20 protein-coding genes and 1 riboswitch are annotated in these 21,201 nt (G+C 43.6%); of the genes, 16 read left to right on the top strand and 4 right to left on the bottom strand.

What is annotated here, in order from left to right; all coding sequences use genetic code 11:
* The first annotated feature begins 209 nt into the window (after nucleotides 1-209).
* The 12 genes from INP51_RS08575 (at nucleotide 210) to INP51_RS08520 (ending at nucleotide 14,756) form a co-directional block, all read left to right on the top strand.
* Entirely contained in the window at nucleotides 210-2,084 is a 1,875-nt protein-coding gene (locus tag INP51_RS08575; protein WP_193734472.1) for a serine/threonine protein kinase, read from the top strand.
* Complete coding sequence (locus INP51_RS08570) at nucleotides 2,081-3,493, top strand: hypothetical protein (RefSeq protein ID WP_193734471.1); 1,413 nt, start codon at nucleotides 2,081-2,083, stop codon at nucleotides 3,491-3,493. Before INP51_RS08575 ends, INP51_RS08570 begins: the two co-directional genes overlap by 4 nt.
* 97 nt (nucleotides 3,494-3,590) lie before the next feature.
* Nucleotides 3,591-5,216 (top strand): HAD hydrolase-like protein, encoded by a 1,626-nt coding sequence (locus INP51_RS16365; RefSeq protein ID WP_193734470.1) that lies wholly within the window; start codon nucleotides 3,591-3,593, stop codon nucleotides 5,214-5,216.
* Between the two features lie 174 nt (nucleotides 5,217-5,390).
* A complete protein-coding gene (rpsB, locus tag INP51_RS08560) occupies nucleotides 5,391-6,140 on the top strand; it encodes a 30S ribosomal protein S2 (protein ID WP_193734469.1) in 750 nt (249 codons plus the stop codon).
* A gap of 23 nt (nucleotides 6,141-6,163) precedes the next feature.
* Nucleotides 6,164-7,096: a translation elongation factor Ts gene (gene tsf / locus INP51_RS08555; protein WP_193734468.1), complete on the top strand. Its 933-nt coding sequence runs from the start codon at nucleotides 6,164-6,166 to the stop codon at nucleotides 7,094-7,096.
* A gap of 123 nt (nucleotides 7,097-7,219) precedes the next feature.
* Nucleotides 7,220-7,579: a YccF domain-containing protein gene (locus INP51_RS08550; protein WP_193734467.1), complete on the top strand. Its 360-nt coding sequence runs from the start codon at nucleotides 7,220-7,222 to the stop codon at nucleotides 7,577-7,579.
* A 161-nt stretch (nucleotides 7,580-7,740) separates the two neighbouring features.
* The gene (locus INP51_RS08545) at nucleotides 7,741-8,622 is read left to right on the top strand and encodes a DegV family protein (protein ID WP_193734466.1); all 882 of its coding nucleotides are present in this window, start codon (nucleotides 7,741-7,743) and stop codon (nucleotides 8,620-8,622) included.
* A gap of 74 nt (nucleotides 8,623-8,696) precedes the next feature.
* The gene (locus tag INP51_RS08540) at nucleotides 8,697-9,623 is read left to right on the top strand and encodes an NTP transferase domain-containing protein (protein ID WP_193734465.1); all 927 of its coding nucleotides are present in this window, start codon (nucleotides 8,697-8,699) and stop codon (nucleotides 9,621-9,623) included.
* A gap of 162 nt (nucleotides 9,624-9,785) precedes the next feature.
* Nucleotides 9,786-11,906: a xanthine dehydrogenase family protein molybdopterin-binding subunit gene (locus INP51_RS08535; protein ID WP_193734464.1), complete on the top strand. Its 2,121-nt coding sequence runs from the start codon at nucleotides 9,786-9,788 to the stop codon at nucleotides 11,904-11,906.
* Nucleotides 11,899-12,366 (top strand): (2Fe-2S)-binding protein, encoded by a 468-nt coding sequence (locus tag INP51_RS08530; protein WP_193734463.1) that lies wholly within the window; start codon nucleotides 11,899-11,901, stop codon nucleotides 12,364-12,366. Before INP51_RS08535 ends, INP51_RS08530 begins: the two co-directional genes overlap by 8 nt.
* Nucleotides 12,360-13,178: an FAD binding domain-containing protein gene (locus INP51_RS08525; protein ID WP_193734462.1), complete on the top strand. Its 819-nt coding sequence runs from the start codon at nucleotides 12,360-12,362 to the stop codon at nucleotides 13,176-13,178. Before INP51_RS08530 ends, INP51_RS08525 begins: the two co-directional genes overlap by 7 nt.
* A gap of 228 nt (nucleotides 13,179-13,406) precedes the next feature.
* A complete protein-coding gene (locus INP51_RS08520; protein ID WP_193734461.1) occupies nucleotides 13,407-14,756 on the top strand; it encodes a uracil-xanthine permease family protein in 1,350 nt (449 codons plus the stop codon).
* 89 nt (nucleotides 14,757-14,845) lie between these two features.
* On the opposite strand, the gene INP51_RS08515 is transcribed toward INP51_RS08520, so the two are convergent.
* The 4 genes from INP51_RS08515 to INP51_RS08500 all read right to left on the bottom strand — a co-directional run bounded on the left by INP51_RS08515 (nucleotide 14,846) and on the right by INP51_RS08500 (nucleotide 17,183).
* Nucleotides 14,846-16,171 (bottom strand): glycoside hydrolase family 27 protein, encoded by a 1,326-nt coding sequence (locus INP51_RS08515; RefSeq protein ID WP_193734460.1) that lies wholly within the window; start codon nucleotides 16,169-16,171, stop codon nucleotides 14,846-14,848.
* Between the two features lie 106 nt (nucleotides 16,172-16,277).
* Nucleotides 16,278-16,460, bottom strand: coding sequence for a ferredoxin (locus INP51_RS08510; RefSeq protein WP_193734459.1), 183 nt, complete (start codon nucleotides 16,458-16,460; stop codon nucleotides 16,278-16,280).
* 86 nt (nucleotides 16,461-16,546) lie between these two features.
* The gene (locus INP51_RS08505) at nucleotides 16,547-16,966 is read right to left on the bottom strand and encodes a PIN domain-containing protein (RefSeq protein ID WP_193734458.1); all 420 of its coding nucleotides are present in this window, start codon (nucleotides 16,964-16,966) and stop codon (nucleotides 16,547-16,549) included.
* Nucleotides 16,950-17,183: a type II toxin-antitoxin system Phd/YefM family antitoxin gene (locus INP51_RS08500; protein ID WP_193734457.1), complete on the bottom strand. Its 234-nt coding sequence runs from the start codon at nucleotides 17,181-17,183 to the stop codon at nucleotides 16,950-16,952. The genes INP51_RS08505 and INP51_RS08500 overlap by 17 nt, the downstream gene beginning before the upstream one ends.
* 144 nt (nucleotides 17,184-17,327) lie before the next feature.
* Between INP51_RS08500 and INP51_RS08495 the strand changes: the two genes are divergently transcribed.
* The 4 genes from INP51_RS08495 (at nucleotide 17,328) to INP51_RS08480 (ending at nucleotide 20,673) form a co-directional block, all read left to right on the top strand.
* Entirely contained in the window at nucleotides 17,328-17,900 is a 573-nt protein-coding gene (locus tag INP51_RS08495; protein WP_193734456.1) for a DUF2284 domain-containing protein, read from the top strand.
* Nucleotides 17,897-18,481: a bifunctional adenosylcobinamide kinase/adenosylcobinamide-phosphate guanylyltransferase gene (locus tag INP51_RS08490; protein ID WP_193734455.1), complete on the top strand. Its 585-nt coding sequence runs from the start codon at nucleotides 17,897-17,899 to the stop codon at nucleotides 18,479-18,481. Before INP51_RS08495 ends, INP51_RS08490 begins: the two co-directional genes overlap by 4 nt.
* Complete coding sequence (locus tag INP51_RS08485) at nucleotides 18,441-18,767, top strand: bifunctional adenosylcobinamide kinase/adenosylcobinamide-phosphate guanylyltransferase (RefSeq protein ID WP_193734454.1); 327 nt, start codon at nucleotides 18,441-18,443, stop codon at nucleotides 18,765-18,767. Before INP51_RS08490 ends, INP51_RS08485 begins: the two co-directional genes overlap by 41 nt.
* A 232-nt stretch (nucleotides 18,768-18,999) precedes the next feature.
* The gene (locus tag INP51_RS08480) at nucleotides 19,000-20,673 is read left to right on the top strand and encodes an NlpC/P60 family protein (RefSeq protein WP_193734453.1); all 1,674 of its coding nucleotides are present in this window, start codon (nucleotides 19,000-19,002) and stop codon (nucleotides 20,671-20,673) included.
* Between the two features lie 198 nt (nucleotides 20,674-20,871).
* A riboswitch (cobalamin riboswitch) is annotated at nucleotides 20,872-21,079 on the top strand.
* Nucleotides 21,080-21,201: the final 122 nt, after the last annotated feature.

The raw sequence follows: 21,201 nt of genomic DNA, 5'->3' as shown, positions 1-21,201 counted from the left end.
ATTTGTAGAAAAAAATAATTGCTATTTCGCCACAAAAATGATAGACTATATCTATATAAAGATTCTTTCGCGGAATAATCTTTCCGGGGTCTTTGTTTGATTTTCCAGGGGTGTTTCACCCGCAATTTCATTAAATTATTAAGAACTTTCTGTCAAACCTTTTTTTGCTTTTTTATGCGGAGGTGATTTCAATTGCAGGATATAAAAGAGTGATTGGAAACAAATATCTATTAATAGAAATCATAGGGAAAGGCGGATTCGGAGAAGTCTGTCTCGCTGTGGATCTCAATCTGGGAAAAGAGTGGGCGATTAAGCGTCTGTTAAACAGGGACGACGACGGTATCCATGAAGCAGCTATGATGAAAGAACTGGACTATCCAACCCTTCCCAGAGTCGTGGATCTGATTAGAGAAGAAGATGGTGTCTATCTGGTCATGGATTACCTCAGAGGGAGAAGTCTTGGGGATATCTTGCGATCCGGACGGAAATTTAGTCAAAAAGAGAATCTGGAAATAGGGATAGAACTGGCAAAGACGCTGGAATATCTGCATAGCAAGGAACCGCCTGTGCTTTACCAGGACATGAAACCGGATAATATCTTGCTTACCCCTGAAGGACAGATTAAGTTAGTTGACTTTGGTCTGGCCTCTTGGATGAAACTCGATTCTCCCGGGGAAAATCCAAAAGGGGGAACAAGGGGCTATGCAGCACCGGAGCAGTACGGCGGTATCTGCGATCAGACGACAGATTTGTTCGGACTTGGAAGGACTTTACAATTAGTGTCAGGAGGAAAAGGTTCTGCTGCGTTCAGACGCATGCTGCGTAAATCGACGCGGCATAAGAAAAGCAGACGATTCCAGTCTGCCCGCGAGGTTCGTATCATACTGGAGAAAATCTATGAGAATAAACGTCAGAATCAGAAAGTGACAACATGGATTCTAGGGGCATTATCGGTACTTTTGGCCGCTGGTATCAGCTTTGCGTTGCTCACAGAATCTGAACAGCAGCGATATTATCAGCTGATAAACGAGGCATCACAGGCAGAACAAGAGGATTCGGCCGTTTCCCTCGACAAGACTGTCGGGATCTATAAGAAGGCATCCAGGCTTTGCCCCGATAAGCAGGAGAGCTACTTAAAGCTTCTTGAGTTTTCCGAAGAAAATGGACAGACGCAGCCAGCTGTCGACTGGATCTTGTCGATGTGGGTATCTTATCCGAAGGAAACCAAGAATCACACAGAGGTAAAGAAAGAACTTGGTTTTTTGTATTTTTGCGGTAATTCTTTAGATCCGAAGTTTAACAAAGATTATAATATGGCAGCGAAAATATTTGATGATGTTGCCAAAAAGGAGAAAGATCCGGATGGATGGAAAAAGTTAGGAGAGCTTTCGAAAAGTCTGGAACAGTTTGGAACGGATATCGACTGGAAGAAGATTCAGGAATCTCTTGAATATTTTAAACAATATGGAGAACGAATGCTTCATCGACAGGATCTGGATTATATTTGTGAATTATATCTGGTTTGCGGGAGTACCTATTTGTCCGAGGCCTCCTTTTTAAAAAATGAGAATATCAATCCATATCAGGAAGGGATCTCTTGTTACGAGAAAGCATACGATACGGCTATGCTTCTGCGGGAAGATATGAGAATGAGACAGGAAACTCTGGAAAGTCTCGCATCTGCCTGTTATATGACTGGGATACTAAAGGAGAATATGGACCAGGGGTTCTCGAATCCAGATAGTTTGTTACAAGAAGATACATATCTTGAAAAAAGCATCTATTACGGCAAGCAGCTGCTAAAAATTGCAGATCGCAGGGAATTAAAACAGAGAATTCTGCTAAGAGAAGCCACAGCAAGAAATTTTCAGGGAAATATAGAAGAAGCGCAAAAATGTTATGAGAATTTTTGTCAGCAATATCCACATCATATGGAAGGAATCTGTTCCTATACAGAATTTCTTATAGAAACCCGGCAACCCGACCGTGCCCGTGAAATGATACAACAGGCGGCATCCATTCCCGGTGCCGATGAGAACAGGAATTATCAGATCCTTAAAGAACGATTGGAGGTTTTATCATGAATTACAAGATAGTATGTTGCCTGCTGACAGCGGTGTTGGTATCACATCCTCTAAGTACAATGGCAGAAGAGGAACCGACAGATACAGACTCAATTATACAGGCGGCGCAGGAAGATCAGAAACCAGCAGATGATTTTGTGAATGGGGAGGAGATTCAGGAAGATATTTTGAAAAGAAAAGATGAGGATCAGCAAACCGATCAAGTTGAAACTCCTGTTGAAGCGGTATCATGTGATAACGCGAAACAAGCAGAAGTTACAGATGAACCAGAAATTATAGGTGAACCACAAGATATAGGTGGACAAGAAACCATAGAAGAATCAGAACTTGTGGAAGAAACAGAGACTACGAAAGAAACAGAAACTACGGAAGAAGCTAAGACTATGGATGAAGCAAAATTTATAGATGAGGAGGAATCGGGGAAAAAACAGGAGAAAAAGACGGAAGTAGATTTGAAAGAAGAGGATCAGGCGGAAAAGACTTCGAGCAGAAAACCAGAGCAAGAAGATCACATGGTTTTGAAAGAACAAGAAGAGAAAAAAATCAGGGACAACCAAGACGAAAGAAAGGAGAAAGAACAAAAGCAAAGAGAAGAGCAAAAGCAAAGAGCAGAGACAAAATTAAACGATGAGCAGAAACAACAATTCAAAAAAGAAAAAATCGTAAAAGAACAAGAGAAGGAGAATAAGAACGGGAAGTTGCAGCAGCCTGTGTTTCCCGCACGCAAAGTATTCTTCAAGAATATCAGAAACCTCTCCTCGAATCCAAAGCAGGTGAAACCAGAGGTTATCATAGAGAACCCGATTTTAGACGATGAACAGCTTGAAATTATTCTTGAGAGTAAATCTCAAGGTGTGATACCGAAGTCAGTTCAGGTCCATAAAGAGAATGGAAAAGTGCGTTATTCCATACCAGATATTGATAAAGACGATCAGTATATCCTTAAGTTGAAAAACAAAAGAACGGATTCTCCTTACGAGGAAGCGGTTGCATTCTCTGTGAATCGCAGAGGAACCACATTTACCTATGATCAGGAAAAAGCGAATGTAAAGCTGGATCAATCTTTTTCGCCTGTTATCCATCTGCAGAATGTTGACGCAACACAGGTAATTACCTGTATGGTCAATGGAAAAGAGTGTTCTTACGAAGAAAAGGGAGATGAACTTCTCATCTCAGAAGATAATCTGAAGTACGGAAAAAATCAGATTATCGTAGCAGTAAAGGATCAGGCGGGGAATATTTCGGTTATGTCCCCATGGGAATTTATGATTTCCAGTGAGAAGAAGCAGGATAAAAAAGCTGAAATCCATCAGGGCGTTAAAGAAAATCAAAATATCGTCGAAAGTCTGACGTTTCTGCTTCGCAATGTGGTAAAAATGATTGCAAGAATTCTTGGTTCATCAATATAAAGTGCTGGTACTCTGGGGCAGATTTTGAGGGATCCGCTGCTGTAAAAAGGAACGCTTTTATTGAACTTAGGTGTGAATCTGTGCTATACTAATGATCATGATGAAAGTGTCAAAAGGTTATGTGAGAAGAATTGATAAGGGGATACGAAAGAATATGTCAGACGTAATATTATTTGATCTTGATGGAACATTGACAGATTCAGGTCCGGGGATCATAAAGTGTGTTCAGTATGCATTGAACTACATGGGAAAACCGGAGAAAGATGCCGATAGGCTCCGATGCTTTGTGGGGCCGCCGCTTCATGAAGAATTTATGGAGTTTGCCGGGTTTACCAGCGAAGAGGCTGATCAGGCTATAGAGCAGTACAGGGAGCGTTACAGCACAATTGGAATATATGAGAATGAGGTATATAAGAACATTCCGGAGCTGCTTTCATTTTTAAAACAACAGGGAAAAACGCTTGCAGTGGCTTCGTCAAAGCCTGGTGTTTTCGTAGAGGAAGTTCTAAGACACTTTGATCTGAGAAAATACTTTGACGTTGTTGTCGGCAGTGAGTTGGATGGCAGCAGAACAGCCAAAGAAGATGTAATCGAAGAAGTATTAAAAAGACTTAAAATTTCCAAAAGCAGGGAAAGGGTTCTTATGGTAGGCGATCGTTCCTATGATGTAGAGGGAGCCAGAGCATGCGGCCTGTTGTGTGTGGGAGTGGCCTATGGGTATGGAAGCAAAGAGGAACTTCAAAATGCCGGGGCAGTCTTTGTTGCAGATACGGTAGAGGACTTGAAAGTACTGGCAAAGAAGGATGAAGAGGAAACTGAAAAGACATCCTTTTACAAATCCCATCCCGAGAATCACAGGAAGCAGCAGAAAGCCCGCAAGACCAGAGGAAAGGTCTCCTGGCAGAGGATGATCTGGGATATTTTATCTCCCATGGTTGTTCACTTTGTCTGTATGTTGGTGATCAGTACTTTGGGAGTGACAATCGCGGGATTGTTTTACGACGGAAACGGTCAGGGTTATATGGAGGTAATTACAAGATTTCCCTGGCTTAGCAGTATTTTATCTGCGATTACCGCTCTCCTGGTTATCTTTTTGCTGAGAAGTTCTTATATTGTTGAAAAAGAGAAGTTTCATATTAAGGTAAAAAGATGGAATCCGATGATGGCGGCTGCGTGCATGGCAGCTTCCATCGGATTGGGATTAGTCTGCACGAGATTGATTGATGCCTCAGGTATCCGCAAAATATTCGAACGTTATACAGAGATTGCTGATCATTCCTATGAAAATCAAAACTGGGTTTTGCTGGTGATCTGTATTGGTATCCTGGCCTCTTTGGGCGAGGAACTGGTTTTTCGCGGATTGATCTATCAGAGGGCCAAAACGTATTTCGACACCGGATGGGCAGTTGGGATCTCTGCAGCCTTGTTTGGCATATATCATGGAAATATGGTACAGTTTTTATATGCGACAGGTCTTGGAATTCTATTCGCCGTGCTCTATGAAAAAACAGGGACTCTTGCAGCACCTGTCATAGCACATATGGCGATCAATATATTCAGTATCTTTTATGAGCGTATGGTAGACGCACTGATCAAGAGAGTGAGGTTTGGTGAACCGCTGCTGACTGTTATTGTGATACTGCTGGCAGCGGCAGGCTGTTATTATCTGTTTTTTTATCAACCCGATCTGTCAGAAAGATCTGAGAAATCTCATGTTGGATAGAGATACTTCAAAATAACCCTGAAAATTGTTCTTGAAAATGTAAATTCTGTATGATATACTATTAGCGTTGCGATAAAACACGTATGCGGATTCCGAGGATGGTGCCCATCTGCTATAGTGGGTTCTGAGGATATTAAACATGCGGAAGATATTAACCAAAAGGAGACAAATATTATGAGTATTCTTTCAATGAAACAGTTATTGGAGGCAGGTGTTCATTTCGGACATCAGACAAGAAGATGGAACCCTAAGATGGCTCCATACATTTACACAGAGCGTAATGGCATCTATATTATCGATCTGCAGAAATCAGTAGGTATGGTTGATGATGCTTACAAGACAGTTATGGATACCGTAGCAGACGGCGGCACAGTTTTATTTGTAGGAACAAAAAAACAGGCACAGGATGCAATTCAGTCTGAGGCTGAACGCTGCGGAATGTTTTATGTAAATCAAAGATGGCTTGGTGGTATGATGACCAACTTCAAGACGATCCAGAGCAGAATTGAAAGATTAAAAGAGATCGAGACAATGGAAGAAGACGGAACATTCGATGTTCTTCCTAAAAAAGAAGTTATAAATTTGAAGAAAGAATTAGATAAACTGCAGAAGAATCTTGGCGGAATCAAAGATATGAAGAGACTGCCGGATGTGATTTTTATTGTAGATCCCAAGAAAGAAAGAATCTGTGTGCAGGAGGCTCATACATTGGGAATCCCGTTAATCGGAATTTGTGATACAAACTGTGATCCGGAAGAATTGGATTATGTAATCCCGGGTAATGATGATGCTATCCGCGCGGTGAAACTTCTCACCTCTAAGATGGCTGATGCTGTAATCGAGGCCCGACAGGGTCAGACAGAATCTGAGGGATCAGACGAAGCCGAAACTGTTGAGGAAACAGACGAAGCTGCAGAGAAATAATCAAATTACGGAGGGACTTTTTCATGGCTGTTACAGCAAAGATGGTAAAAGAATTACGAGAGATGACCGGTGCCGGCATGATGGACTGTAAGAAAGCTCTTACATCCACAGACGGTGACATGGATAAAGCAGTTGAGTTTTTGAGAGAAAAGGGACTGGCCACTGCTCAGAAAAAGGCCGGCAGAGTTGCAGCAGAAGGACTTGTCAAAGTCATGGTTTCTGACGATGAGAAAAAGGCTGTTGCCGTTGAAGTTAATGCGGAGACTGATTTTGTTGCCAAGAATGAAAAATTCCAGAATTATGTTGCACAGGTAGCAGAACAGGCGATGGATACAAAGGCTGCTGATATTGATGCCTTTCTTGCAGAGCCCTGGAAATTCGATATCAGTGAATCAGTTGCAGAAGAACTGGCTCACAAGATTGCAACAATTGGTGAGAACATGAATATTCGCCGTTTTGTTCAGGTATCTGAGGAGAATGGATTGATCGCTTCCTATACGCATATGGGTGGAAAGATTGGTGTCCTTATTGACGTAGAGACCGATGTTGTAAATGATGACATCAAAGAGATGGCAAAGAATATTGCCATGCAGGTAGCGGCTTTAAATCCTCGCTTTACGAATGAAAGTGAAGTGGATCAGGACTACCTGGAACATGAAAAGGAAATTCTGACAGTTCAGGCTAAGAATGAAAAGCCGGATGCGAATGATAAGATGATAAGCGGTATCGTTACAGGTCGTATCAAGAAAGAACTTAAGGAAATCTGCCTAGTCGATCAAGTATATGTAAAAGCTGAAGACGGAAAACAGACCGTTGGAAAATACGTTGCAGAAGTTGCGAAAGCAAACAATGCCAAGATAGAAATCAAAGGCTTTGTCCGCTATATGACCGGTGAGGGAATCGAAAAGAAACAAGAAGACTTCGCCGCTGAAGTAGCTGCTCAGATGAATAAATAATAGAAAGTAAATAATCAATCAGAATCCCCGGAAAGTCTCATATTATGAGAAATCCGGGGGTTTTTACACAGGAATTCTCAGAGCTTTTGTTGATTTTCACATTTTGAAGGGAGGTTTGTATCTATGGGATGCCTAGGAAATCTTTTATGGTTTGTATTCGGCGGATTCACAAGCGGCCTTAGCTGGTGCGCTGCCGGCGTTTTATGGTGTATTACCATTGTAGGGATTCCGATTGGAAAACAGTGTTTTAAACTGGCAGGTTTAAGTTTCTTTCCTTTTGGAAAAGAGATTGTCTATGGCGGAGGAGCCGCCTCACTGGTGATGAATATTTTCTGGATTATCTTGTCCGGGATACCACTTGCTTTAGAACACTTGGCTACCGGAGTGATACTCTGTGTTACCATTGTCGGAATCCCCTTTGGGCGACAGCACTTCAAATTGGCAAAACTTGCCCTGATGCCTTTTGGGGCAGCCGTGATATAAGATGCTCTGCGTCAGATAACGCTGGCGAACCACCGGGCCGATAAAGACCTCATGACAATCATTCATGGGGTCTTTATTTTGTTCGGATGTGTTAAACATGAAGATTTATGTTATACTTAAAAATATGAGAAGAGAAGAAAGACAAAGGAATCGGTGATGCTATGACTCAGATTATTGCAGACAGTACGTGTGATATTAATAAAGAACTCTTAGAGGGACATAAGTTGATTACCCTGCCGCTTGTGATATCGGCAGAGGGGAGGGACTATCTGGACGGCATAGATATTGGAATCGAACAGGTGTATGCACTGATGCGTAAGGATGTTCTTCCAAAGACAGCTCAGATCCCATATGAAGTGATGAAAGAGGAATTTGAAAAGTGTTGCCAGAATGGGGAGAATTTTATCTATATTTCCTTTTCCGGCGAGATGTCAGGATGTTTTTCACTTGCCCATGTGGTTGCGGATGAATTAAAAGAGAAATATCCAGAGAGACAGATGGAGATTGTGGACTCCAGAGGCGGATCCTGTGCGACAGGACTGATTGTACTGCAGGCTCTTTTGATGTCTGAAAAAGGGATGGACATAGAGGTGATAGTCAAAGAAATTAACTTCATGATCGATCATGTGGAACATTTGTTTACGGTTGCGGATTTGAAGTGGATGGTCAAAGGCGGCAGAATCAGCAAACCACTTGGCTGGGCAGGCAGTGTCCTGAACATTCGTCCATGGCTGGATGTAAAAGACGGTAAAATGACTGTAGAGGGAATGGTGCGTGGAGAGAAGAAGGCAGTACAGACTGTTATAAAGGAAGTGTGCCGAAGGACAGAAGACTTCCAAAGACAGATGATTGCAATCGCACATACCGGAAACAAGCCGCTGGCGGACAATGTATCCAGACAGATCATAGAGATACTTCCGGAATGTACGACAACGATTACAGAAATTGGAGGAGTATTGGGTGCACATCTTGGAATGGGAGGACTCGGAGTGTTTTTCTTTCGTGAACCGTCGGAGCATTATATGCTGCTAGGTGCGATCTAAACCTGTCCGGAGGATCAATCAGGATAGGATAACGCTTTAGGAAGAATGGATAGGGTAGTAGAAGGTAAAAGATTATGGGTGATATTGTTAGAAAAACAGGCGGACTCATCGTTGCTGCGGGACAGTTTCCAAAAAAAAGCAAACTGGATCCGCTTTATAAGATTGGATCAATCACGGTTATCAGAAGGGAAGTTCTGACTTTTCAGATTGCAGGGCTTTTTCCGATTGTGGTTGTCGTGGGGTATCATGCGGAGGATATCGAACATCAACTATCCGACTATGGAGTGATATTTATCCGCAATGAAGATTACGAAAATACAAAGAAGTTTGACTCTGTGAAAATGGGATTGAAGTATATGAAAGACCGGTGTGACAAGATTGTTTATACTCCGGTAAATGTTCCGATGGTGACACCGGATACAATACAAAAGATGGTTCAGCTTGATAAATCGTTGATTGTGCCCTCGTATCATGGACATACCGGGCGCCCGGTTCTGCTTGATCGTCGGATTCTTCCTGATATCATAAATTACGAGGGTCCGGGCGGATTAAAAGGGGCAATCGACAATTTCTCAGATGTAAGGACATTTATGGAGGTCGAAGACGAAGGGGTTATTCATACGACCGATGACATAAAGAGACTCGAGCAGCTGGTTCCGGAATATAACAAACAGATTGCACATCCATTTCTGCGCATCAATCTTGAGCGGGAGTCGATGTTTTTTGACGCGCGCAGCAGACTTCTGCTGGTGCAGATTCAGGAGACGCACTCTGTCCGGGAAGCATGCAGCCGTATGGCTGTGTCTTACAGCAAAGCATGGACGATGTTGAATAAACTGGAGGATGAGCTCGGATATGCTGTTGTGGAGAGAATCCACGGAGGCCATAGAGGAGGAAATACATATTTGACCAAAAAAGGTGAAGAATTTTTGGAAAGATATATTGAATTCGAAAATAATGTACGAAGATATACGGAAGAAGAGTATAAACGATTGTTTTAAATGCCATAAAAAGTGCCATGAGCAAGTTCTTTTGTAAAAGAATTTGACGAACATGATGCCTCATTCTATACTATAACTATAAGAAGAGTTCCAGATAAGCGGATAGCGGAAAGGGAACTTTTATACAATGTTACAGAATTAATATAAAAGGAGGCATGTGGGATGGAAACAATCAGTCATTCCGTAAAAAAAAGAGACCACGACGATAAGATCAGCGGCGAGGCAATGTACGTTGATGATCTTGTGATGGACGGTATGCTTTATGGAAAAATGCTTCGGTCGACGAAAGCGAGAGCCCGCATCATAAAAATAACATATCCCAAATTACCAGAGGGATACTTCGTTGTTGATAAAGATGATGTTCCAGGTGAAAACAAGATTCATGTTGTTCTGGAAGATATGCCAGTTTTTCCGGTGGATACCGTCGAGTATATCGGAGATGTCATCTCGATGATCGTAGGTCCCGACAAGAAGGGGATTGACCATATCATTGATGAGACAGTGGTGGATTATGACGAACTGGAGCCTGTCTTCGATGTCATGCAATCGAAAACATCATTTTTTCATCATGATTTTGAAAAGGGTGACCTGAAAAAGGCTTTTGAGGAAGCAGATGAGATATATACCGAGAAATTTCATACCGGCCAGCAAGAGCAGGCATATCTGGAGACGAATGGGATCATCTCCTATCCAGAGAACGGAAAGCTTGTCATCCGAGGTTCGATGCAGTGTCCGTATTATGTGATCACAGCAGTCGCTAAGGCAGTCGGCTGTGACAGAGATCATCTCAGGGTTGTACAGGATGTCACAGGCGGCGGATTCGGCGGAAAAGAGGACTATCCTTCGATTCTTGCCTGCCAGGTTGCTGTTGCGGCGAATAAAGTGCAAAAGCCGGTGAAATGTGTCTTTGGCAGAAGAGAGGATATTGAGTTTACCTCGAAGCGTCATCCGGCCTACGTCACTTATAAAGTGGCTTTAAAAGATAAAAAGATCACCGGTATGGACATCAATGTCATCTATGATGCGGGTGCATACACGACACTGACCGATGTTGTTTTGCAGCGTGGGCTGATCGGTGCCTGTGGAGTATATAATGTTGAGAATCTGCATGTGACCGGAGATGGGATGAAGACCAACACGGTCCCAAACGGTGCGTTCCGCGGATTCGGCGGCCCGCAGACTTTTTTTACAGCAGAAATGCTGATGGATCACATAGCGAAAAAATATGGTATGGAGCCGCTGGCGTTTAAAGAGGAACACTTTGCAAAACAAGGCGATAGGACCTCGACAAATGGTCTGTATCATTTTCATGTGCCGCTTCCGGAGATGGTAAAGCGGGCCGATGAGCTTTCTGATTTTAGAAGAAAACGTGAACTTTATAAGAATCAGACAGGAAGATACAGAAGAGGGATCGGAATCTCGACGGTATATCACGGCTGCGGATTTACCGGAAACGGTGAGAGGGATCTGATTAAAGGTGTTGCAAAGCTTCGAAAAAATGCAGATGATACGGTTGAGATTCTCACAAGTACAACCGATATGGGACAGGGCGCAAAGACAACATTTTCCAAAATTGTTGCGAATGCTTTAGATATTCCCATGGATCGTATCATTATAAAAAATCCGGATACCGATCGAGTGCCTGACTCCGGTCCTACCGTTGCCAGCCGCTCCATCATGGTGGTCGGTGAACTGATCAAACGAGCGGCAGAAAGACTAAAAAAGCAGTGGAAACCAGGAGAAGAGCAGCTGATCACGGAACATTATGTGCATCCGGATTTTATGATTCAGTTTGACACAAACACCTTCACCGGAGATGCTTATCCGACCTATTCCTGGTCTGTCAATGTCATCGAACTGGAAGTGGATACACTGACGGCACAGACAAAAGTGCTCAAAGCGTGGGGCGTCTACGATGTGGGAACACCTCTTGATCTGAATATCCTTCATGGCCAGATGGAGGGCGGATTCCTTCAGTCCATCGGATATGCTTCCATGGAGCAGATCGGATACAACGAGCAGGGAAGAATCCGCAACAATAGCTTCAGCGATTACATCATTCCGACATCAATGGATGTCGAAAACATGGTCACAGATTTTGTGAGCGTTCCTTACGATGAGGGACCATTTGGCGCAAAAGGCGCGGGCGAGCTTCCGAACGTAGGGCCGGCACCGGCATATATTGACGCCCTTGAGCAGGCACTTTCGACCAATATAGACCATATCCCTTATACTGCGGAAGATATCATGAAGCATTTGCAGGAGGTGAAGAAACATGATTAAATTCATACTAAACGGCGAAGAAGTTACCAGCAATGCAAACCCAAATGAACGGCTTTTGGATGTCCTGCGCAATGAATTTCGTCTCACCGGAGCAAAATGCGGATGTAAAGAAGGCGAGTGCGGAGCATGCTCCGTGATCCTCGATAATCGTCTGGTCAACTCCTGCATGGTTGCAATGGGAAGTATCGAGGGGAGTACAGTACTGACAATTGAAGGATACAGTAAGACCGAAAGATTCGAAATGCTCTCGAAAGCATATGCGGATGTAAGTGCAGTGCAGTGCGGTTTTTGCATTCCAGGCATGATGCTGGCCTCAGAGTGTCTGCTTGCAGAGAACCCCAATCCCGACGAGGAGGAGATTCGCAGAGCAATATCCGGGAACTTGTGCAGATGTACGGGATATAACGCGATTGTAAAAGCAATCCAGATTGCGGCAAAGGAGGGGAAGGGATTATGGTAAACAGTTATTTTACAACATCTCTGGATGAGGCACTAAAAATCAAAAATACAAAGCCGGTGACTCCCTATGCCGGAGGCACAGATCTGATGATCGAAGCGGACGATCAGGCCTCCTATCTGTTTTTGAACAAGATAGCGGAATTAAAACAGATCACGGAGGATGAGGAATATATTCGAATCGGAGCCTGTTCGACCTACTCGGAAGTACTCCATCACAAGCTGATTCCTCAGATTTTAAAGGATGCCGTCATAGAGCTTGCCGCGCCGGCAATTCGAAACCTTGGAACTGTAGGTGGAAATGTCTGCAACGGTTCACCGAAGGGAGACAGCGTTTTGATCTTCTTCGTGACAGATTCGCTCTTACATCTTCAAAGCATGAGCGGAGAACGTTTTATCCCGATCAAAGAGTTTTATCTGGGAAGAAAGAAACTCGCGATTCGTGAGGATGAATTGCTCGTTGAGATCCTCGTTCCAAAGAACGGGATCGACAACTATTATTATAAGAAAATCGGTGCCAGAAATGCACTTGCGATCTCAAGAGTGTCTTTTGCGGGGATTTTGGATACAGAAGATGGCAGAATCAAAAACTGTGCCACGGCATTCGGAGCGGTCAGCGATGTAGTTGTAAGAAGACCTGACATTGATCAGATGATGATTGGAAAAACCATCGACGAGGCAAAAGGCATCAAAGAGAAGTACCTGGCAGCTTATGATGAGGCGATTGTTCCCATTCGTGGAAGAGTTTCAGCCGAATATAGGAAATCTGTGTGCCAGAATCTGCTGCAGGACTTTCTGGAGACAAACGGAATTTAAAGATTTAAGAAAAGATATAGGATACCGTGGATTATATGGCACAAAGTGCCCGTATTCCTGAATCTGATATCCTATATGTTTGTGGTATAATGCGTAAACTCTCAATAATCATTTATAAAATTCAGCGGCTACTTAACGTGTATCGGGAGGCTTTCTTTGTCTCTCGATACGCGGGAGACTGCTTTTAAATAGAATGTTAAACAATACAGAGAGGTGAAAACACACAATATGGAAAAGAATGAGGCACAAACAAACAACACTTCAACGTTGGTATACCAGGTGGAAGACAAGCCAAATCTTGGCACATCCATCCTGCTGGGGCTCCAGAACATTCTGACTGCATTCAGTGGAATTGTAGCAGTACCCCTGGTCATCGCTGGTCTTGCAAAACTTAATGTTGTGGATACGGCATATCTGGTATCGGCATCGCTGCTGGCTTCCGGAATTGCATCAATTATCCAGACAAAAGGATTTGGACCGAAAAAGTTTCGGGTTGGTGTAGGACTTCCGACCGTCATGGGAACAGACTTTGGGTTTGTTCCGCCAGCAAACACAATTATCAACACGATGGGAGGCGGAATGGCCGGATATTTCGGAGCATCTATTTTGGGTGCTATTCTGGAATTTATCCTGAGCTTTTTTGTCAAACCGTTGATGAAGATATTCACACCGGTTGTAACCGGTACAGTTATCACACTCATGGGAATGTCCATGATGCCGATCGCTTTCGACTGGATCGGAGGAGGTTCAGATAATCCCAATTATGGAGATGCGAGATACATACTGATTGCGGTGATCGTATTCGTCGTTATCCTCCTTTTGAACAGATATGCAAAGGGAATCTGGAATTCCGCAGCTGTTATGATCGGAATCATCGTAGGATACATAATCAGTATTCCGTTTGGTTTCGTAGATTTCTCACAGATCGGTAATGCAGAATGGTTCCAGATGCCTGAGATTGCACGTTTTGGAATTGATTTTAACCCAAAGTTTGTCGTACCGTTTATCGCCGGATATCTGGTGACTGTCATTGAAACCGTAGGTGTTATGGAAACGCTTGGTGAAGTGACAGGCAAAAAGTTAAGCAGAGATGAGGTTGTAGCAGGGGTACGGGCTGATTCCGTCAGCTCTTTTGTCTGTCCGTTCGTCGGATCCGGCCCTGCACAGACATTCGGTCAGAACGTAGGCCTGATCCCTCTTACAAAATGTGCATCACAGCACGTTGCAATCGTAGCAGGAGTACTGCTTATCCTGATCAGTCTCTTTCCGAAGGTATCGACGGTAGTATCTATCATGCCTTCCTGCGTTCTTGGAGGAGCCGGAATTCTAATGTTCGGTACCGTTGCAATCTCCGGAATCAAAACACTGTCAAAGGTGAAATTTACAAACCGGAATCTTTTGATTATGGCAAGTTCAATCGGCATCGGCTTAGGTGTTACATTCCGTCCGGAAGTAGTTGCAAAACTTCCCGGAATTTTAAGCAGCCTGTTCGGATCTGGAATCTCCGCAGGTACAATCGTCGCCCTGATCTTAAGTCTTATCTTAAAAGACGATCCGGACGCACCGGAAATCGAGTAGAGATAAAGAGATATTTTATCCGGCTTCTAATATTAGGAGCCGGATAATTTGTATGTGACAGACGAACAGTTGCGGCAACGCTGTCTTTATTAGCCGATCTTGTAGATGACACAGTCATGCGGCTTCACTGACTGGCTGATGGTGCTGCCTGTGAACATGGAAATTTCATCTTTCCACAGATCACGCAGCTGAATCACGTCTTGTCCCTTAATGTTCGGATTTCGAACATAAGGGCAAAAGAAGAGTTCTTCCAGTGAAACAGAGATTTCTTTTTCTTTGTCACTGAGATTAAAGAGAGCAACATAAAAAGAACCGTCGGTCTCATTGCATCCTGTCCATATGGCTTGGGTTTCATCGCGATGTATTTGCCAAGGTCTGCAGTCTGGTGTTGCCAGAGACAGAATCTCTTTGTTGGTGAGGAGAGACAAGGTCCACTCATCCAACAGGGTCAGTTCTGCACCGAGCATAAGGGGTGATCCAAAGAGACACCACAAAGTCATCATTGTGCGCTGTTCCTGGCAGGTAAAATTGGTCTGGCGTTCTTTGCCGAAGCCTTTTCCAAGGCGGCCAAGAGGCAGCATGTCAAGATCCGGGTAGCAGCCCCTCGATACATGTTTCTGCCACAGCTCACAGCGGCAGAACATGTTTTTTAACAGATCCCAGTCATCCCAGAAGTCGTCTGTGATACGCCACATATTAGCATATCTCCCATAGTGCCAGGCCTTGTCGATCAGAGCAGGTCCGGGTGATAAGGACAAGACAATTGGTCTTCCTAAGCGAGTGATGGCTGTGGAGATCATCTCAATTTCATGGCGTGCTGAATAGGGGTGTTCTGTATAGAGATTCGTATTGCAGATATCATCACATTTGATAAAATCGACACCCCACGAGGCGTACAATTTCAGGATAGAATCGTAGTAAGCCTGGCCGGCCGATGTATTTCTTACTCCATACATATCCGGATTCCATCCACAGATAGAAGATGGATCGGCAACTTCATCTGCAGCCACATCCGTGCCAAGTATCTTGCTGTGTGCGTGTGCGGCGGCACGCGGAATCCCGCGCATAATGTGAATACCGAATTTCAATCCAAGACTATGTATATAAGCCGCTAAAGGGGCAAACCCTGCTCCGCCGGCGGAACTGGGAAAACGTACCGGGTCGGGCTGGAGACGTGAATATTCGTCCATCTCGAGTTTGGAAAAGGGAATGTATTGAAATTGCTCCCGTCTGGAACCCGTGTGGTGTGCGTACCACTGAATATCGACTATGATATACTCCCATCCGAATTCTTTGAGATTCTTCGCCATATAATCGGCATTCGCCCTCACTTGTTCTTCGTTTACCGTGGTATCATAATAATCGTAACTATTCCAACCCATAGGAGGAGCCGGTGCGAAATCATTTTTATTCATGAGAAGTTCCTTTCTCTTAAAAAAGAAAAATTCCATGCCGATGAATTACGGTACATAAGCAGGTCCGTCATTATGTCAGCATGGAACTTTTGATATTGATACAGCATTACTCTACAATGATTACTTCCACAGGACAGCCATCAGCAGCTTCCTTTGCGCTTTCCTCGTTGTCAGGTGTCACATCTGCATAAACCTCTGCCAGATCGTCATCACCCATGCGAAAAACTTCCGGACATGTATCTGCACACTGCCCGCATCCGATACATCCATCTTCAATTGTTGCTTTCATGAAGGATACCTCCTTAGATTTGATGCCACTATTATAACATGTTTCCAAAATCTGGGCAATTTTATACAAGAAAAACTCAAAAAATTTTAAAAATTATAATTAAAGATTTCCAGAAATTCTTTTGGTGTTATGGCAGGTATTTTGCTTAAGGTAAAATCTTTTGTATTCCTGCTTATAATATAATCGGCTTTAGAACGGAGAGCACAGGCGCATTGGATAGCGTCTTCATAGTCTTTAAAGTTCAAAGCGGCTGCTCTCTTAAGATCTTCAACTGTGAGATCTGAAATATCAAAAATAAACGAGAGTCTTTCTAGAATCTCACCAATTTTCGATGCAGCATATTCTTTTCGCATAATGTATGAAATATTAGCAAATGATAAAGTTGATACAACTCCGTAAAGTTTTTTGATTTCACACAACCTGAAAATATTTGCTGAATCCTTATAGAAGTCATTGCGTTGACATAAAACATCAAGTATTATATTTGTATCAATCAAGATCACCATACTTTTTCATACGCTCCGCTGTCATTTCTTTATCATCGTAATCATGTTTCAAAATACCAGTAAGTGAATCTGTAAGAAATGAAACACTTTTCTGATAAGAAATTAAACGAGCCACCTGTTTCCCGTTTTTCAATACCACAACTTCATCGCCATCTTGTACTTTTTGCAAATATCGTCCAAAATTATTCTGAACTTCAGTTGCTGTTGCAACAGTCACATTAATCACCTCCAACAGATATTAGCTAATAATATTATATATAATATTAGCTAATTAGTCAATCCTTTTTTACGGCAGAGTTGATTTTAATCGAGAAAAAGATTATGATATCTGTGATGTGATTTTTTTGAGAGGATGATTGTTATGGATCAAAAAACATTAGAACATATAGTGAAGCATGAAGGATTTGAAAAGGCAGCCGAGATCTCGACGGATGATCTGGTCTTTGTGCCGGAGTATCGCAAGTTCTGTGAGGAGAATGCATGCGGAAACTATAACAAAAATTATGCTTGTCCGCCCTATAGCGGAACACCCAAGGAGATGAAGCAGCGTGTTCTTGCGTATCGCCGCTGTATTGTATTTCAGTCGAAAACACCAGTTAAGGACGCGTTTGACAATGCCGAGATGAAGAAACTAAAGAGAAAGCATACACAGATGACACTCCAGGCGATGAAAGAACTGAAAACAGATGGTATGGATATGGACGGATTCCCGATCATGTGCGGACCCTGTAACTTTTGTGAAGAATGTATGATGCCTTCCGGGAAACCCTGCGTCAAGGAAAGCATGCGCTTTTCCTGTCTGTCTGCATACTGTATCGATGTCGGAAAACTGGCCGAGAGTTGTAATATGGAGATCCAGTGGAGCGGGAATGAGGTTTATTATTTTAGTATTTACGTGTTTGATAAAAAAGACAAATCTGGAGAAATCAGATGAAAATATTCATATCAGGCGGATGCAAAAACGGAAAGTCAACATATGCTTTAAAAATGGCCTCCGCCATGGCGGGAGCCGATCAAAAGAGAGCTCTCTACTATGTAGCCACTATGAGAGCCGGTGACGATGAAGATTTACAAAGGATCCGACGCCACCGCCATAACCGTCAGGGTATGGGATTTGTCACAGTCGAGCAGGAAAGGGATATCATTCAAATATTGAATTCCTGTGACCGATCAGGTACGTTTCTCATAGACAGCACGACGGCACTTCTTGCAAATGAGATGTTCAGTCGGGATGGCGGGTGCAGGGAAGATGCGGGTGAGAAAGTAGCCGATGAGCTGAAGATTCTGATATCTGATCTTGAAAATATTGTTTTTGTATCCGATTACATTTACGCAGATGTAGCTTTTTGTGATGAAACGACAAGAGAGTACTGTAAAAGCCTTGGTGCCATCGACCGTGTTTGTGCAAAATATTGTGATATTGTGATAGAGGCTGCTTATGGAAAATTTTGCGTTCACAAGGGAGGAGAGAATATTGGTTCTGATTTTTGGCGGAGCATATCAGGGAAAGTATGAATATGCATTAAAGCATTATAATAAAGACAGAGTTCTGGATGAGTTTCATGTCTATATACTGGAGCTGATAAAAGCAGGAGAAGACCCCGTAAAGTATATTCAAGATCACAGGGAGGATTATCGGGACAAAGTCATTGTTTGCGATGACATATCCTGCGGCGTTGTACCGGTTGATCCACTGATGAGAAAATGGAGGGAAGCAATTGGATATTGTCTGAACATTCTTGCAGAAGAATCTGACGAAGTGACCCGAATGTTCTGCGGTATTCCGACGAAAATCAAGTAAGATATTTGTCTGAAGTGACAAAATCCATAATATAGTTTGTATTCTGGCGGACATTGTGTTAAAATCGAGATGATACTTGGAAATAGATGGAATGATTTCGATTACTGAATTACAACGAGTTACATACGAAGGAACCAAGGTTACTATTATGAAAATTACAAATTTGATACCTAATCAAACGAAAGATCCCTGTAAGACTTCAAAAAAAAGAATTTTAACTGTGTCCTGTGTATTGAGTACATCGCTTTTTTTTGCACAGCCTTTATCTGCGATGGGTGCGGCTTTTGATTCGCCGACATCTGTTTCTCCTGCCGGAACGGATGCAGGTTCGTTTCGAGCATCCGTACAGCCGGGTGATGCGGATGTGACAGTGTCACCGGAAGATACCGCATCAGTTCCGGAAGATACGAACACTCCGATATCGGATCCGGGAACGACACCGGAGAACCCGGCACCTGATTCGGGTTCTGAGACCGATCCGAATCTTCCGGAGGAGACGACACCGGATCCTGCGCTGCCACCGGATCCGGGAACAGATCCGGCACCTGACACAGATCCGGGAACAGATCCGGCAAACCCGACGCCAACGCCAACTCCGGGAACAGGGTCAGAGACAGAACCGACCGATCCTGAAAATCAAGATCCGGAACCGACCCCTGGAGTGAATTCAGAAAGCCCGGCACCGACGCCAGATCCGACACCACTACAAAAACCGGCAGCACCTGTTCCGGAGACGAATTCCGGGGCAGATGATCCAGGAATATCCCCGTCAACGAATTATATTCCCGGAATTTATGCTGACCATACACCGATCTCCTTTAACTGGGGAGATTATGCAGATGCCTCCTTTTTTCAGACGATCGACAAGGACTACGCACTGGCCAAGGTGGAAACGTTTGTCAATATCCATGAGGAGAAGAATATCTCCTCTCGCGTAGTCGGAAGATTGAATCGCGGCGGAATGTGCTTTGTCATAGCCGACAAAGACCAGCCTTGGGTCTATGTGGAGTCTGGTGAAGTACGGGGATTCATTCTGCGCGAGTACCTGATGATGGACGAAGATGCTCATATGCAGGTGGATGCACTCGGTGAGAACAAATTCTCTCTGGCGGAATGTATGATTGCCGAATATGAGAACAAAGCTTATCGCTATTCTCCCTATACGGTGAGAGAAGTAGAAGCCGGAAGTGAGGTTCGGTCATCGCTTCTGAAATTTTCACAGCAGTTTCTGGGACATCCCTATGTCTGGGGTGGTGTGAGTCTGACAGACGGCGCCGACTGTTCCGGTTATGTGATGCAGGTATTTAAACGCTTTGGCTATTCCCTGCCGCGTACATCAAGAGAGCAGGCATATGCGGGAACCAGAATTCCGGCTGCGGAGGCAAAACCCGGAGACTTGATCTTCTATGCGAGACCCAATGGAACCATCTACCATGTCATGATCTACATGGGAGACGGGAAAGCGATCAATGCTCAGAGTACGAAGACCGGCATTGTGATCTCCAATGTGGACTATGCAAAGGTTCCCTGGGCCGTTCGTGTGATCGAGGATCAAAACGCGATGGGAGTCAATCCCATATTCCAACTGCTGAATCAGGGACGAGCAAAACCGTCCGGAATATATCTCGGCAGGTTTAAACTCACTGCATACTGCAGCTGCCCAATTTGCTGCGGAAAGTGGTCGAAGGGACCGACTGCCAGCGGCAGGATGCCGGTACAGGGACGAACTGTCGCTGTCGGAGGGATTGGTTTCGGAACAAAATTGAATATTGGCGGACAGGTGTTTACCGTGGAGGATAGAGGAACACCATACGGACATATTGATATTTATATGAACAGTCATGAAGAGGCAAAACAATTCGGTGTTCAGTATGCGGATGTCTATGTTCCAGACAATATGATGTAAATCAGTGCAATACCCTGCTAGGGATCAGAAATTTTGACAGCTGATCTTTAGCAGGGATTTTTCTGTGTTCGAAAGAAATTCAAGTGTTGCTATTCTGTGAAATTCTGACGAATATAAAGTGAAATAATCGTTGAAAATAACAAAATTTGTATTATTACTTGTATACTTCCGTATGCTGTGCTAGACTAAAATAATAACAAACAATTACCGGTCTTAAGTTCCTGGTGCTATGTGCGATTGGGTACAGGCGTCAGGCCAAGAGGGAACAAGGTTAGAATCCTTGGCAGTCGTGCTACTGTATGCGCGTAATTTCTCCATATACCATTGTACACATTTTAAAATTGTATGAGAAGGGGAGAGATGGGATTGCGTAAGCCAGGAGACCTGCTTAAAGCTGTTGCCAATTATTACACGCAATGATAAATGGAGTGGGAAATTGTCGTTCTTTTTGTACCCTTTTTATAAAGAGAAATTTCCTATTTATCATGCGCATACTGCGGCAGCGAAGGTAATCGTTAAGATAGCTCT

Origin of the sequence: Blautia liquoris (assembly GCF_015159595.1) — a bacterium.
Classification (GTDB): domain Bacteria; phylum Bacillota; class Clostridia; order Lachnospirales; family Lachnospiraceae; genus Novisyntrophococcus; species Novisyntrophococcus liquoris.
This window is presented reverse-complemented; position numbering and strand designations above follow the sequence as displayed.

Excerpts from the sequence above, each read along its gene's own strand:
- INP51_RS08535 (WP_193734464.1), top strand. The coding sequence starts at position 9,786 with ATGGAAACAATCAGTCATTCCGTAAAAAAAAGAGACCACGACGATAAG.
- INP51_RS08545 (WP_193734466.1), top strand. The coding sequence starts at position 7,741 with ATGACTCAGATTATTGCAGACAGTACGTGTGATATTAATAAAGAACTC.
- INP51_RS08505 (WP_193734458.1), bottom strand. The coding sequence starts at position 16,966 with ATGGTGATCTTGATTGATACAAATATAATACTTGATGTTTTATGTCAA.
- INP51_RS16365 (WP_193734470.1), top strand. The coding sequence starts at position 3,591 with ATGATGAAAGTGTCAAAAGGTTATGTGAGAAGAATTGATAAGGGGATA.
- INP51_RS08550 (WP_193734467.1), top strand. The coding sequence starts at position 7,220 with ATGGGATGCCTAGGAAATCTTTTATGGTTTGTATTCGGCGGATTCACA.
- INP51_RS08540 (WP_193734465.1), top strand. The coding sequence starts at position 8,697 with ATGGGTGATATTGTTAGAAAAACAGGCGGACTCATCGTTGCTGCGGGA.
- tsf (WP_193734468.1), top strand. The coding sequence starts at position 6,164 with ATGGCTGTTACAGCAAAGATGGTAAAAGAATTACGAGAGATGACCGGT.
- INP51_RS08520 (WP_193734461.1), top strand. The coding sequence starts at position 13,407 with ATGGAAAAGAATGAGGCACAAACAAACAACACTTCAACGTTGGTATAC.
- INP51_RS08530 (WP_193734463.1), top strand. The coding sequence starts at position 11,899 with ATGATTAAATTCATACTAAACGGCGAAGAAGTTACCAGCAATGCAAAC.
- INP51_RS08510 (WP_193734459.1), bottom strand. The coding sequence starts at position 16,460 with ATGAAAGCAACAATTGAAGATGGATGTATCGGATGCGGGCAGTGTGCA.
- INP51_RS08490 (WP_193734455.1), top strand. The coding sequence starts at position 17,897 with ATGAAAATATTCATATCAGGCGGATGCAAAAACGGAAAGTCAACATAT.
- rpsB (WP_193734469.1), top strand. The coding sequence starts at position 5,391 with ATGAGTATTCTTTCAATGAAACAGTTATTGGAGGCAGGTGTTCATTTC.
- INP51_RS08570 (WP_193734471.1), top strand. The coding sequence starts at position 2,081 with ATGAATTACAAGATAGTATGTTGCCTGCTGACAGCGGTGTTGGTATCA.
- INP51_RS08525 (WP_193734462.1), top strand. The coding sequence starts at position 12,360 with ATGGTAAACAGTTATTTTACAACATCTCTGGATGAGGCACTAAAAATC.
- INP51_RS08515 (WP_193734460.1), bottom strand. The coding sequence starts at position 16,171 with ATGAATAAAAATGATTTCGCACCGGCTCCTCCTATGGGTTGGAATAGT.
- INP51_RS08495 (WP_193734456.1), top strand. The coding sequence starts at position 17,328 with ATGGATCAAAAAACATTAGAACATATAGTGAAGCATGAAGGATTTGAA.